Genomic DNA, 12975 nt, shown 5'->3' on the forward strand with positions numbered 1-12975 from the left:
CAGAAATTAGGGAGTGCTCAATGCCGATTCCAAAATTCGCAGAAGCTACACTTCGCCAAAACAGCAGCCCCCAATCTTTTGAGCGCGGTGAAACCTACTATCGTAATGACGCAGTTGAAGCCCTCACCTTGCGTGGTAAGATCCTCCAAGCTGAAGTAGAGGGTAGCCAAGCTCCATCCTACCGCGTCAGGCTTAGCTTTGAAAGCCAAAATTTAGCCGAAGCCTCTTGTACCTGCGCCTACAGTTTCGGTGGGTGGTGCAAGCACATTGTTGCTACTCTCTTAGTTTGCCTGCACCAGCCACAAAAAATTGAAGAACGTCCCACTTTAGAACACCTATTAGATCGCCTCAACCACCAACAAACTCAACTCCTGCTGCAAAATCTAGCCGCAGAACAACCCGATCTTATCGATCGCATTGAACGCCACATTAATCGTATTGTTAGTGTTACCCGCGATCAAAAATCCCCAACTGTATCTCCCAAAATTAGTACAATTAATACAGCCCCTTACCGTCAACAAGTTCGCCAAATTTTGCGCGATGCTGAGCGTTATTTAGAAGATGGGGACGAGGAAGATCCAATTACACCAGATATTCTTGACTTAATTTCAGAAGCCCAAGAATTTAGTCAATGTGAAGATGGCAATAACGCGATCGCCATCTTGCAAAGTATTACCGAAACCTGCATAGAACATTGGGATGATGTCGCTGATTATGGCGCATATAATGAGGGCATTGTTGAAGCACTCAATGAAGCATGGACGGAGGCTATTCTCTGTGCTGAACTCACTAAAGAACAGCAGATAGAACTCCAAGAAAATCTTACAAATTGGCAAGATGAATGGGATGCTAATTTTGCCATGAGTTTAGAAGCATTGCGCCAAGGTTGGGACTTTCCACCCCTACAACTTATCCTGCAAGGAAATATTTTAGAGCGAGGAGTTTGGGAAGGAGAAGCACCCGATTATGCGGAGGATATTGCTCTGATTCGGTTGCAAATTCTAGAGCGGCGAGAACGGTATGAAGAATACTTGTACCTGGCAAAAGCAGAAGGAATGAATCAACAATATTTAGTAATGTTAGTTAGTTTAGGACGAATTTCAGAGGCGATATCGACTGCCAAAACTCTGATGACATCAGTAGAAGAAGCAAAAGCCTTAGCTTTTGAACTGCGGAAACAGGGAGCAAAAAGTCAAGCACTAGAAGTAGCTCAAGCGGGGTTTTCCTTGGAGGGACATTGCCTGTATGAACTCGCAACTTGGGCAAGCAATTTAGCTCTAGAATTAGGCGATTGTGCTACTGCTATGAAAGCCAAAATTAAGGCATTTTCTGCCCAGCCTTCTTTCGAGGATTACCAGAATATTAAGGAGTTATCTGGAGAGGAATGGGAAACTCTAAAAGTTGAGCTTTTAACTAACATTAGCTCCCAAGATAGATGGGGAATTCAGGAAGCTAAGGTAAACATTTTCTTGCATGAAGGGCTGATAGATAAAGCCATAGAAGTTGTCACACCCTTGAGTTATTATCATTCTCGGCTCATTCATCAAGTCATGGAAGCTGCTATCCCTTACCGCCCAGATTGGGTAATTAAAAATGCGAGCCAGGAAGCTGAATCAATTGTTAATCGAGGTAAAGCAGATGTTTATGATGTTGCCATACAATGGCTGCATAAAGTTCGTAGTGCTTACCTGCAATCTAATCGTCAATCAGATTGGTTAATTTATCGCAATTCTCTTGTAGAACAACACGGCCGTAAACGAAAATTTATGGAATTACTCAAACCGCTTACTTAAGGAAATAAAATTGAAACTTAATTTGAATTAATTTAGGGATTAAGCGCAAGAAGATATCCCCTAACGGGAGAAGTTGAAAACAATTAACTTCTCAAAGGTTATGGACTCTAACACGACTTTAATTGGCTTCTCAAATACTTGCTCTAAACCTGACAACGCTCCCCCCAGTGAAGTCAAAGAAGTGGTAGCGGTAATTTTTCCTTTTCTCAGTCTGCCTCCTTTCGCTCAACTTCCCTTTAAAGTAGGCGATATCGTCAAATCTGGCAATTATTACGGCACGATAACAGCCCTCAATGAAACCGATAGACCTGTAATAATTACTTGGGATGCTAGTAACATAGTTCCAAAACTTCCGATCTTTCAATAACAAACCATTCGTGATATAAAATTGCCAGAAAAAAGTTTTCTCCCTTGACGCGATCGCAAACTGCATTTTATCTAGAATTTCTGTCGATAAATTTTCTAGTTTCATTTTCATTGTCAAATTTAAGAATAACAAACACGGATTTAAACGCAGATACCAACAACAGACAATTAAAAAATGAGTTCATCATTCTCAAATTTCAAGCAAATTATCTCTGTATCTGCGTTCAAAATCCGTATTTTCACCCTACATTTCCTGCATTAACCGCAGATAATTCTGCCGCATCTCTGCCATATTGTCCATCATTTTATTAGCCATGTCTTTCTCAACATCACTCATTTGCTGCCAAAAAGCAGCCGATCGCCTCGCCGCGATCGTATCTTGCCATAGCATCTCCAAAAGTTGCGCCGCCATTGGATTTTCAGCGTCTATAAGGTTGCACAATTGCTCAAACGCTCGATTTGCCTCGACGTGATTCGTAACATCCTGGGCCAGCATCAGGCACTTCTTCAGTTCAAGAATGGGATTTTGAGAAGAGTAAGTCATAATTAGAATCAGGTTAAGCTACAAAAACTATACTGCCATTCACCCCGACATAGTTATTATGACTCTAACACTTAAAGACTTAGAGCGGATGCAAACCACCCTCCAAGAATCTCATCAGGACTACCAACTAGAACTTGTAGAAGGGAAAATTAGCGTTATGGGGCCTTGTGACATCACATCCAGCGAAATCGGCGCTAGGTTAAGCTACTTTCTAAATGTGTGGGTCATTCCGCGCAAAATGGGGCGCGTGTATGACTCCAGTGGCGGCTTCATCCTCCCCAATCCTGATGCAGATTTACGTGCTCCTGATGTATCCTTTGTCAAGGCCGAAAAGCTCAAACGCAGTCAAAGAAGTTTTGTGCAGCTAGTCCCCGACTTGATGGTAGAGATTAAATCTAAAACTGATAGAATTAAACTCATTGTTGAAAAAATCGAATCTTTTTTAGCACTCGGATCTCAAGTTGGCCTCCTGGTTGACCCTGACAAAGAAACAGTTACTATTTATCGTCTTACAGGTGAGCCTGTAGTGTTAACTAGCAGCGATACTTTGACGATACCAGAATTATTTCCTGGTTGGGAGTTGCCAATTTCTGAACTTTGGCCGCCAGTGTTTGATTAATAGTTAAAATATCGTGTCACACTAAATAATTGATTTCAGTTCAATTCTAACTCATGGATAAAAAACTGCGCGTCCTCTCTGGAGTTCAACCAACCGGTAATCTCCACCTTGGTAATTATCTCGGTGCTATTCGTAACTGGGTAGAAGGTCAAAGTCAGTATGAAAATTTCTTCTGTGTGGTCGATTTACACGCGATTACTGCACCCCACAATCCAGCAACGTTAGCGTCAGATACTTACGCGATCGCAGCTTTGTACTTAGCTTGCGGTATAGATTTACAACATTCTACCATCTTCGTGCAGTCTCACGTCCCCGCTCACACTGAATTAGCATGGTTGCTTAACTGTATCACGCCGATCAATTGGCTGGAAGATATGATTCAGTTTAAGGAAAAAGCTGTCAAACAGGGAGAAAATGTAAATGCGGGTTTGCTAAATTACCCCGTGTTAATGGCGGCGGATATTTTACTCTATAATGCCGATAAAGTGCCCGTGGGGGAAGATCAAAAGCAACACTTGGAACTTACCCGCGATATTGCTGTCAGATTAAATCATCAATTTGGTACACCGGAAAATCCAGTGTTGAAACTTCCCGATCCCCTAATTCGCAAGGAAGGGGCCAGAGTGATGAGTTTGACTGATGGAACTCGTAAAATGTCTAAGTCTGACCCTTCGGAACAAAGTCGGATTAATTTGCTAGATTCCCCAGATGCGATCGCTAAAAAAATTAAGCGCTGCAAAACTGACGCGGTGCGAGGTTTGACCTTTGACAGTAGCGATCGCCCCGAAGCTAGAAACTTATTGACACTTTATCTGCTACTCTCTGGGAAAACTAAGGAAGATGTTACCGCAGAGTGTCAAGATATGGGTTGGGGTGAATTTAAGCCATTGTTGACAGAAACGACAATTAACGCGCTCAAACCGATTCAGGACAAGTATAAAGATATAATGGACGATCGCGGCTATCTGGAATCAGTTTTGCGTCAGGGGAAGGAACAAGCTAGTGCGATCGCCAACCAAACGCTTACAAAAGTTAAAAAAGCCTTTGGTTATTCTCTCCCTGATTGATAGGTAAAATAAGTTAAAACCCCCCAGCGAATATAATTCGCTAAGTAATGCGGGAACACAAACAAAGTCCCCCTACGCGGACTATAAAAAAACCAGGTTGTTAAAACCCGCGTAGGCGGGTTTAGTTTGTGTAGAAGCGGTTTTAACCGCCCAGTTTTAGAAACTCAATAACCAAGTAAAATCTCAAATATCAAATCGGATGAATCGTTTTCGTACCGCCTGCAAAACCCCTGGAGAATTTATCATTACCGCCGAGGTGACACCGCCCAAAGGCGGCGACCCCACCCACATGATTAAAATGGCTCAAACTCTCAAAGATAGAGTCCATGCAGTCAATATTACCGATGGCAGTAGAGCCGTATTGCGGATGTGTCCTTTGGCAGCTTCCGTAATTTTATTACAACACGAAATAGAACCAATTTGTCAAGTAGCTTGTCGCGATCGCAACCAAATCGGTATTCAAGCTGACCTCATGGGCGCTCACGCTTTAGGCATCAGAAATATCCTAGCATTAACAGGCGATCCAGTCAAAGCAGGCGACCATCCCAAAGCCAAAAGTGTTTTTGATTTAGAAGCAGTAAGATTGCTGCAATTAATTCAAAAAATGAATTGCGGTACTGACTGGAATGACAAACCTTTAACCGATGGCATTACCGAATTATTTGTAGGTGCAGCCGTCGATCCTCAATCCCCTAGTTGGTCAGGATTGCAAAGTCGATTCGAGAAGAAAATAGCAGCAGGTTCTCAATTTTTCCAAAGTCAATTAATCAGCGATTTTGAAATTTTAGATAAATTTATGAATCAAATCGCCGCAGGTTGTAACAAGCCAATCTTAGCAGGAATATTTCTACTGAAATCTGCAAAAAATGCCGAATTTATCAATAAATACGTACCCGGCGTTAATATCCCCCAGCACATAATCGATCGTTTAGCAAATGCTTCAGAACCTTTAGAAGAAGGGATAAAAATTGCCGCAGAACAGGTTCAATTAGCGCGGCAACTTTGTCAAGGAGTTCATGTTATGGCCGTGAAGCGGGAAGATTTAATTCCCCAAATTCTGGATAAGGCCGGAATTCCACCACTAACTTAATTACAATGGAATGGTTGTCAACCCCTATCTAGCAGCTAATTCATACCCGAATTAGATTTGTCTTTGTTACTGCGCTGCATTTTAATTAGTTCCCCTTTAGAAGCAATCAAAGAATTTCGTAAAGGTATTAGTAGCAATGACTAATTCAGAATTACCCAATCCCGATCGAGAACATATCAAAATAGTAGACTCCCAAATCTCAGAAGTAACCGTCTACACAAATCAAGCGCGGGTGACGCGCCGAGGTTTAGTAACATTAACTGGGAACGAGAAAGAATTAGTTATCGCCTCTCTCCCCCGAACAATTCAAACTGAGTCTGTAAGAGCAACTGGTGCCGGTACAATAGCAGTAAACTTATTAGGGGTTCGCACAGAACAAATCTTTACAACTGAACCAGTAGAAGAAAAAAATAGATTATTATCTAAAAGAATCGAGCAGCTAGAAGAACAAAAACGCACAATTGCAGATCAATTAACAGCGCGAAAATTACAACTTAAATTTGTCGAAGGATTAAGCGATAAATCAGTCGGTTTCTTTTCTAGTAGTCTGGCAAAACAACAGGTTGGCTTGAATGAAACTGGAGAATTATTAAATTTCTTAGGACAAAATTACCGGAAATATATCGGCGCGATAGCGCAGCTAGAAAAACAGCAGCAACAGTTAGATAAACAATTACAAGCTATCCGCAGACAATTACAGCAAATACAAAATCATCGTCCTCAAGAAAGTTTTAGCATTTTTGTTGCCATAGAAGCAAGTGAAAGTGGCGATTTTGAATTAGAAGTGTCTTATATGATAAATCGAGCCAGTTGGACACCACTTTATGACTTGCGCGTAAACACCACCGACAACCAAATTAATCTTAGTTACTTAGCCGAAGTCAATCAGAATACAGGTGAAGATTGGACAAATATAGCACTCACTTTGTCTACAGCTAAACCAGGATTAGGAACTTTACCGCCTAAGCTTGACCCTTGGTATATCGATGTATTTCACCCAATACCTATCGACAAGCCAGAATTTATGAGACAAAGAACTATGAGAAAAACCGCAGCCAGCGAAGAAATATTTAGGGCCGCAGATATGGTATTGGAAGACGAAGAAAATCTAGGGAGCGTATTTCCAGCATCCGCACCCATAGCCGCTCAAACGGCGACAGCCACAGTTTCTACAGAAGGCGGTGTAGTCACATTTCAAATAGGAGGAAATAGCAATATCCCTAATGATGGAAATCCGCAAAAAGTAACTATTTTTAATGAAAATTACCCCAGTCACCCTGAATATATTGTTCTTCCTCGATTAGTTAGTTTCGCCTATTTACAAGCAGTTGTAACTAATCCTCTCACTGGAGCGACATTATTACCAGGGAAAGCTAATATCTTTCGGGACAACACTTTTGTTGGTACAACCCAGTTAGAAAATATTGCCCCTGGCCAAGAATTTAAGCTTAATTTAGGTATTGATGAAGGGTTAAAGATTGAGCGCGAGTTAGTTGAAAGACAAGTAGATAAGAAATTAATCGGTAATCAGCGACGCACGAGTTATGCTTATCGGCTGATCATTACAAATTTACGACAAGTCTCAGCAAGTTTGACCCTGAAAGAGCAACTACCAGTGAGTCGCAACGAGCAAATAAAGGTGCGCCTTACTCTGACTAATCCAAAGGTACAACTAGGAGAAATGGGCTTGTTAGAATGGGTAATCGAGCTTCCACCTCAAGGTAAACAAGAGTTATACTATCAGTTTGTCGTCGAGCATTCTCCTGACTTAAATATATTGGGTTTAGATATTTAGCTAATAGTTAGTGGTTAGTGGTTAGTGGTTAGTGGTTAGTTGTTAGTTGTCATTGCAAGCCAAGCGTTGGCGTAGCCTGCCCGTTAGGGCTTAGCAATCGCAATACTTTGAAACTACTGCGGCGTACCAATTACCAATTACCAATTACCAATTACCAAATTCTAATCATTGAGAAACTCACCTTCACAAATAATTTCCGATCTATTGATCAAATCATCTGGGTCCCAAAGAGAGCCTAAAGTTGTATTGAAATATTCCCCACCATTATTAACTTCCATGCGCGGTGCTTCTTTGGAGTAAGCTTTAACATGAGGAGTGCAGCGCTGCGCCTGATAGAAGAAATAAGCTTCAGAATTGATGCACATTACGTGATAGAAATCCTTATTAGCTCCTGGTGCATCTCCCAATTTATATCGCGCTAAACCCCTATTTAGATAAGCTTTAACGTAAGTAGGATCGAGCTGTAATGCCTTGTCAAAATCTTCAATTGCCAGCTTCATTTCTAGCAATTTATAGCGAACACAACCTCGGTTATAGAACGCATAAACATTTGTTGGATCGAGCTTGAGTGCTTCATTATAATCATCAATTGCTTTCAGATTGTCTCCTAAGTGGTGATAGGATAAACCACGATTGATATAACCCTTGATGTAAGTGGGATTAAGCTGTAATGTTTGATTAAAATCATCAATTGCTTTCTGCTTATCTCCCAAAAGATAGTAAGCCCGTCCTCGATTGTAATAAGTTTTATAGTTACTAGGATTAATAGCTATGGCTCGATCGTAATCGTGAATTGCCGCATCGTATTCTCCTAAATTTGCTAGAACCAGCCCTCGATTATTATAGATTGCATCGCTTTGAGGATTGCTTTCTAGTGCGCGGTTAAGATCCTCAATTGCTTTTTGATTTTCTCCTAAATGTCGCCAAGCATTTCCTCGGTTGAGGTAAGCCTCAAACAAATCAGGGCTAATATCTAGTGCTTGGCTAAGATCTGTAATTGCTTTCTGGTAATCTTTAAGATAATAGTAAACTAGGCCGCGATTGTTATAAGTTTTGGCATCGCTAGGATTGATTGCAAGTACCTGATTGAAGTCCGCGATCGCATCTTCGTAGTATCCTTTTTTAGCTTTGTTTAAACCACGCTTGTACAATTGCTTAATATTCATCTGCTTTCTCCCTTAGAAATACTTGGCAAGGTACAAAATTTAATTGGTAATTGGTAATTGGTAATTGATAATTGGTAATTGATAATTGGTAATTGATAATTGGTAATTGATAATTGGTAATTGGTAGTTATAAGAAGTACCTACCCTTAAAAACTTGTATTAACAACTAACCACTAACAACTAACCACTAATAACTCACAACTAACCATTAACCATTAACCATTAACTATTCCCTGTATTGTTCTTCAATATACATTGGCACGACCTCCAATTCTGGAAGCTGAATCAGTTCTTTTTCTGTTTCCTTTTCCTTAACCGATATAGGCAAAAGCACCGTTTTTGGCTTTTCAATCCAACAACTTGCTAAAGGTAAAGTTTGCTCCAAATCTTCTAAAGGTCGAGGAATTACCATCACCGCATTTAACTCACCAATGCGCTCAGCTTCGTACATTCCCGCCTCAACCGCCATCGCCACATCTGCTACTGCACCTCTGATAATAGCGGTACACAAACCCGATCCAATTTTTTCATAGGCGGCTAAGTGTACTTCGGCTGACTTGAGCATAGCATCGCAAGCACCGACCATTGCCGGGAAGCCCCGCGTTTCTAGCAGGCCAATCGCTTGATTGCTCAAGCGAGAGTGACCACCGCTAAGGGAAAGTTCGGACAAACGTGCCCCAATTGGAAGTACCTCTTCCAAGTTTGGTAAAGGTCTAGCAATCACTAACTTAGAAACAAATTGCCCAAATTGTTCGGCTGTCTGAGCACCCGACTCTACGGCTAAACGGACATCAGAAATTCTGCCACGCACGATCGCCGTACAGTAACCGCTGCCAATTTTTTCATATCCTACTAAAGTCACCCCCGCTGACTTCAGCATCATATCAGCAGTCCCAACGATCGCAGGAAAACTTCGGGTTGATACTAAACCCAGAGCCATATCCTTAAAGCTTTGTTCGTGGTGCGATCGCTCGTAAGCGATTGGTCTTGGGGTGTGGGTGTCCATTTTAAACCTCCATTAGAGGATAGTTACTCAAAATAAATACTTATCTATAGTTTTAGTTTGACAGAGCCCAAGACAGATTGGCGAAATACTCATAACTTCATTACTGCCACAAAGCATTGGCGATCGCGATCGGGCCAATTATAGCGAAATCTGCACGCAATTATGCGGAGCTACTAGGAGGGGGAGCCTTACCGTTTTCCTCATTCTTAAAGTATGCCCGATGGGGAAACAGCGTCGTCATCAGACTATTTATGTGAGCTTGACCGTGCATAATCCCCATGGACATTGCAGGTTCTGGCGATCGCTCTTCTTTGGCTGACTCCGGTACTGACTGTGCGATTTGTTCCGGTACTGGCTCTGAGCTCGCCTCTGCTGTCGCGGGGACTTCCACAGGCGGCTTAGCAGGCTGTGGAGCTTCTACACTTGCCGTTACTTGGCGGCTACTATCTCCGATCAAAGAACCAGCAGCCAACATTTGCGAGTTCTCAATTGCAGGATTTAAAATTGTCACCCCTGAGCCAATACAGGCATTAGCGCCAATTTTCCCAGCACCTACCACCAGCACCCCTGTTCCCAGGATAACGCCAGCTTCTACGATCAGAGTACCTCCACGGGCGTGGAGGATCGTGCCCATACCGATGCAAGCACCGGATGCGATCGCTATTTTACTATCCGGCTCAGCTTTGAGGATGACACCAGGCGCGATCGCCGCGCCCTCATCAACAGTTACATCGCCACTCACATAAATCTGAGAGTTGCTAAGTAGTTGCAGTGGCGATACGTACATAATTGGTAATTGCTAATTGCTAATTGCTAATAAAAGCAGTACCTACCCGATGGAAAACTGCTAGAGCGGTTTTAAGGGAGGGTTTAGCGGATATTTTTGCAACCAACAGATAACTTCTGTACAAAACCCGCCCACTGCGATCGGGGCGGGTTCAACAGATATTTAAGGACGTTGGATGAGTTCTTCAAGAACCCGCCGCTTCGCTTTAGGGTCAATCCCAATCAAGCGCACGTATTCACCCTTATGCTCGTTCATACAGCCTTCCAGAGCAGCAAGCACTTCAGCTTCGCGATTGGAATCAATCGGAGAGCAAGTATGCCAAGAACTGGTACGGAAGCGGCGCTGATCGGCGTGTTCCGTACCAATTTTGTAACCTTGTGCCAGTAAGTTACGTACCTTCTCCACCGTCCCTTGAGCCAAGGAACCATTACTGGAATGAGAGCTATAAGCTTTAGAGCTATAAGCTGCCGAAGCTGTTCCCCCATTAGCCTTAGCTGTTTGAGCAACAGGGCCGTCTGGTCGCTGGATAATCTCTTCAAGTACCCGCCGCTTCGCTTTAGGGTCAATCCCAATCAAGCGCACGTATTCCCCTGCGTACTGAGTCATCAGCGCCTCGATCGCCGCAATTACTTGGGCTGTGCCTGTCGCCTGAATTGACGCTCCGCTTTGCCAAGAACTGGTGCGGAAACGACGTTGGTCGGCGTGTTCAGTACCAACTTTGTAACCCTGAGCCAAAAGGCCGCGTACTTGTTCGGCAACTTCTGCACTCAACTTGCCACTTGACACAGAACCACTACTGTGATTACCGTAAGCAACTTTCCCATTAGACTTCGGAGCCGCAGAACCATTAGAGTTATTCTCTCCTGGCCGTTGGATAATTTCTTCCAAAACACGACGCTTAGCCTTGGGGTCAATCCCAATCAAGCGCACATATTCACCCTTGTGCTCGTTCATCAAAGATTCCAGAGTCGCGAAGACCTCACCTTCACGCTTACCTTGCAAAGAAGGCCCGCTTTGCCAAGAACTGGTGCGGAAGCGACGCTGGTCTGCATATTCTGTTCCAATGTTGTAACCTTGAGCCAAGAGGTTGCGTACCTGCTCAACGGTTTGCTGATTCAATTGGCTACTTGACGAGCCTGCATAGCTAGTTTGCATCTTCGGCGACCCATTTTTAGATGATGATTTATTCCGTTCGTCACGAAGCGGCGATATGCACGCGATGTTATCAGCGCAGCGATAACCTGCTCTGAGAGCATCATTAATTCCCACTACGTGGCGGGCAAAATGCAAATCCGCGTCGTGGACATCCGGCAAGCGGTCAGCTTGTTGCTGGTTAGTAATGATTGCTCCCGAAGGCACATACTTACCTTCGGGAATTTCCACATCCTGAATTAGCGCGTGCATCATGATAATGCAGCCATTATTCACTCTGGCATTAAACACAGTTGAGCGAAAGCCGATAAAGCAATCGTCACCGACATAAGCCGGGCCGTGAATTAAGGCCATGTGGGTAATAGAAGTATTTTTCCCAATCCAAACGGAATAAGACTTGCCATCGTCCCCTTCTACTCTGCCTTGCTCTAGACCGTGAATTACTACTCCGTCTTGAATGTTAGTTCCGTCCCCAATTTGGAAAGGAGTACCTTCATCAGCCCGGATAGATGTTCCCGGAGCAATCAGCACGTTAGAACCAACTTGCACGTCTCCAATAATATTGGAAAAAGAATGCACGTAGGCTGTATCGTGAATTTTTGGCTCGGCTAAGTTCTTCGACCAAGGAGTCGGGGGAGCCGCAATGCTGCGGACTGCCATAATTACATTTCTCCTACATTGAACAAAATTTTGTTAACAGTTAACAGTTAACAGTTAACAGTTAACAGTTAACAAATTGCATAACTAGCGGGAATCGTCCTTTTTACTGTAAATGAGGCGATTTTCTACACTGACAGTATCAATAATCCCTACTACGAGAGCGTCTATCGGACGATGTTCGTTCCCTTCTGCTTGACGGGCGGCACTGCCGCGAGTAACTAGAACCCACTCATCAAAACCAGCGCCTACACTATCTGCTGCCACCTCATATCCGGGCATGGGTGCGCCTTCCTCATCTATAAACTGCAACAGCAGCAGTTTTGATCCTCTGAGACTCGGCTCTTTTTGGTTACTGACAACTGTGCCGCGAACTTTGGCAATTTGCATTTGATGGGATTGGGAAGTTTTGATGTGTTAAGCCTGAAATCTTAAGTCTGAAAGCTCAAGTCTGAAGTCTCAAGTCTGAAGTCTAAAATCTGAAGTCTAAAATCGAGTTTTATCCTTCACGCTTCATTAGATGCTCCGTCTTATGGTCTGTTCAGAGGGCGGATGCCGCTGACGCTTTCCCGGAACTGTTCTACAGCTTCGGTGTAGCGGATGGGCAGGACGTATTCTAGGTTTTCGTGGGGACGAGCGATGATGTGGGTAGACAAAACTTGGCCGCCATTAACTCGCTTGACTGACTCAACGCCAGCGGCGACTGAGGCTTGCACTTCTGAAACGTCACCCCGGACAATTACTGTCACGCGAGCGCTACCGATTTTTTCATAGCCTACGAGGGTGACGCGAGCGGCTTTCACCATCGCGTCGGCAGCTTCTACCACTGCTGGGAAACCGAGGGTTTCGATCATGCCTACTGCAATTGCCATTGGTTTGACTCCTAAATTAAGATTTGCAGAAATATACGTTTGATAAGAAGGGGTTGCAGTT

The 12975-nt window shown here is 43.4% G+C and carries 14 protein-coding genes; 5 read left to right on the forward strand and 9 right to left on the reverse strand.

The window, feature by feature from the left end:
* Window positions 1-20: 20 nt before the first annotated feature.
* Window positions 21-1793, forward strand: coding sequence for an SWIM zinc finger family protein (locus tag OSCIL6407_RS0103510; protein ID WP_007357807.1), 1773 nt, complete (start codon window positions 21-23; stop codon window positions 1791-1793).
* A gap of 130 nt (window positions 1794-1923) precedes the next feature.
* Here the strand turns inward: OSCIL6407_RS0103510 and OSCIL6407_RS36125 are convergent, their stop codons facing one another.
* Together OSCIL6407_RS36125 and OSCIL6407_RS0103520 are read right to left on the reverse strand one after the other, a co-directional pair.
* Window positions 1924-2271 (reverse strand): hypothetical protein, encoded by a 348-nt coding sequence (locus tag OSCIL6407_RS36125; RefSeq protein ID WP_173401160.1) that lies wholly within the window; start codon window positions 2269-2271, stop codon window positions 1924-1926.
* Window positions 2272-2403: 132 nt separating this feature from the next.
* A complete protein-coding gene (locus OSCIL6407_RS0103520) occupies window positions 2404-2703 on the reverse strand; it encodes a hypothetical protein (protein ID WP_007357810.1) in 300 nt (99 codons plus the stop codon).
* Between the two features lie 58 nt (window positions 2704-2761).
* On the opposite strand from OSCIL6407_RS0103520, the gene OSCIL6407_RS0103525 reads away from it, so the two are divergent.
* The 4 genes from OSCIL6407_RS0103525 to OSCIL6407_RS0103540 all read left to right on the forward strand — a co-directional run bounded on the left by OSCIL6407_RS0103525 (window position 2762) and on the right by OSCIL6407_RS0103540 (window position 7274).
* Window positions 2762-3322 (forward strand): Uma2 family endonuclease, encoded by a 561-nt coding sequence (locus OSCIL6407_RS0103525; protein WP_007357811.1) that lies wholly within the window; start codon window positions 2762-2764, stop codon window positions 3320-3322.
* 53 nt (window positions 3323-3375) lie between these two features.
* Complete coding sequence (gene trpS, locus OSCIL6407_RS0103530) at window positions 3376-4389, forward strand: tryptophan--tRNA ligase (protein WP_007357812.1); 1014 nt, start codon at window positions 3376-3378, stop codon at window positions 4387-4389.
* A gap of 199 nt (window positions 4390-4588) precedes the next feature.
* Window positions 4589-5479, forward strand: a complete 891-nt coding sequence (locus OSCIL6407_RS0103535) for a methylenetetrahydrofolate reductase (protein ID WP_007357813.1) — start codon at window positions 4589-4591, stop codon at window positions 5477-5479.
* Window positions 5480-5615: 136 nt separating this feature from the next.
* Window positions 5616-7274, forward strand: coding sequence for a mucoidy inhibitor MuiA family protein (locus OSCIL6407_RS0103540; RefSeq protein ID WP_007357814.1), 1659 nt, complete (start codon window positions 5616-5618; stop codon window positions 7272-7274).
* Window positions 7275-7435: 161 nt separating this feature from the next.
* Here OSCIL6407_RS0103540 and OSCIL6407_RS0103545 read toward each other — a convergent pair whose 3' ends face one another.
* The 7 genes from OSCIL6407_RS0103545 to OSCIL6407_RS0103570 form a co-directional block, all read right to left on the reverse strand.
* Complete coding sequence (locus tag OSCIL6407_RS0103545) at window positions 7436-8440, reverse strand: tetratricopeptide repeat protein (RefSeq protein ID WP_007357815.1); 1005 nt, start codon at window positions 8438-8440, stop codon at window positions 7436-7438.
* A complete protein-coding gene (locus tag OSCIL6407_RS38280) occupies window positions 8437-8571 on the reverse strand; it encodes a hypothetical protein (protein WP_407635874.1) in 135 nt (44 codons plus the stop codon). Before OSCIL6407_RS38280 ends, OSCIL6407_RS0103545 begins: the two co-directional genes overlap by 4 nt.
* Before the next feature lie 95 nt (window positions 8572-8666).
* Window positions 8667-9446 (reverse strand): carbon dioxide-concentrating mechanism protein, encoded by a 780-nt coding sequence (locus tag OSCIL6407_RS0103550; protein WP_007357816.1) that lies wholly within the window; start codon window positions 9444-9446, stop codon window positions 8667-8669.
* 160 nt (window positions 9447-9606) lie between these two features.
* Window positions 9607-10233, reverse strand: a complete 627-nt coding sequence (locus tag OSCIL6407_RS0103555) for an LbetaH domain-containing protein (protein WP_007357817.1) — start codon at window positions 10231-10233, stop codon at window positions 9607-9609.
* Between the two features lie 162 nt (window positions 10234-10395).
* Window positions 10396-12045: a ribulose bisphosphate carboxylase small subunit gene (locus OSCIL6407_RS0103560; RefSeq protein ID WP_007357818.1), complete on the reverse strand. Its 1650-nt coding sequence runs from the start codon at window positions 12043-12045 to the stop codon at window positions 10396-10398.
* A gap of 84 nt (window positions 12046-12129) precedes the next feature.
* Window positions 12130-12432 (reverse strand): EutN/CcmL family microcompartment protein, encoded by a 303-nt coding sequence (locus tag OSCIL6407_RS0103565; RefSeq protein ID WP_007357819.1) that lies wholly within the window; start codon window positions 12430-12432, stop codon window positions 12130-12132.
* 140 nt (window positions 12433-12572) lie between these two features.
* Window positions 12573-12914, reverse strand: a complete 342-nt coding sequence (locus tag OSCIL6407_RS0103570; RefSeq protein WP_007357820.1) for a carbon dioxide-concentrating mechanism protein CcmK — start codon at window positions 12912-12914, stop codon at window positions 12573-12575.
* Window positions 12915-12975: the final 61 nt, after the last annotated feature.

Source organism: Kamptonema formosum PCC 6407, from assembly GCF_000332155.1.
Classification (GTDB): Bacteria; Cyanobacteriota; Cyanobacteriia; order Cyanobacteriales; family Microcoleaceae; genus Kamptonema; species Kamptonema formosum.

Coding starts and splice junctions, on each gene's coding strand:
- OSCIL6407_RS0103510 (WP_007357807.1), top strand. CDS start 21: ATGCCGATTCCAAAATTCGCAGAAGCTACACTTCGCCAAAACAGCAGC.
- OSCIL6407_RS36125 (WP_173401160.1), bottom strand. CDS start 2,271: ATGAAAATGAAACTAGAAAATTTATCGACAGAAATTCTAGATAAAATG.
- OSCIL6407_RS0103520 (WP_007357810.1), bottom strand. CDS start 2,703: ATGACTTACTCTTCTCAAAATCCCATTCTTGAACTGAAGAAGTGCCTG.
- OSCIL6407_RS0103525 (WP_007357811.1), top strand. CDS start 2,762: ATGACTCTAACACTTAAAGACTTAGAGCGGATGCAAACCACCCTCCAA.
- trpS (WP_007357812.1), top strand. CDS start 3,376: ATGGATAAAAAACTGCGCGTCCTCTCTGGAGTTCAACCAACCGGTAAT.
- OSCIL6407_RS0103535 (WP_007357813.1), top strand. CDS start 4,589: ATGAATCGTTTTCGTACCGCCTGCAAAACCCCTGGAGAATTTATCATT.
- OSCIL6407_RS0103540 (WP_007357814.1), top strand. CDS start 5,616: ATGACTAATTCAGAATTACCCAATCCCGATCGAGAACATATCAAAATA.
- OSCIL6407_RS0103545 (WP_007357815.1), bottom strand. CDS start 8,440: ATGAATATTAAGCAATTGTACAAGCGTGGTTTAAACAAAGCTAAAAAA.
- OSCIL6407_RS0103550 (WP_007357816.1), bottom strand. CDS start 9,446: ATGGACACCCACACCCCAAGACCAATCGCTTACGAGCGATCGCACCAC.
- OSCIL6407_RS0103555 (WP_007357817.1), bottom strand. CDS start 10,233: ATGTACGTATCGCCACTGCAACTACTTAGCAACTCTCAGATTTATGTG.
- OSCIL6407_RS0103560 (WP_007357818.1), bottom strand. CDS start 12,045: ATGGCAGTCCGCAGCATTGCGGCTCCCCCGACTCCTTGGTCGAAGAAC.
- OSCIL6407_RS0103565 (WP_007357819.1), bottom strand. CDS start 12,432: ATGCAAATTGCCAAAGTTCGCGGCACAGTTGTCAGTAACCAAAAAGAG.
- OSCIL6407_RS0103570 (WP_007357820.1), bottom strand. CDS start 12,914: ATGGCAATTGCAGTAGGCATGATCGAAACCCTCGGTTTCCCAGCAGTG.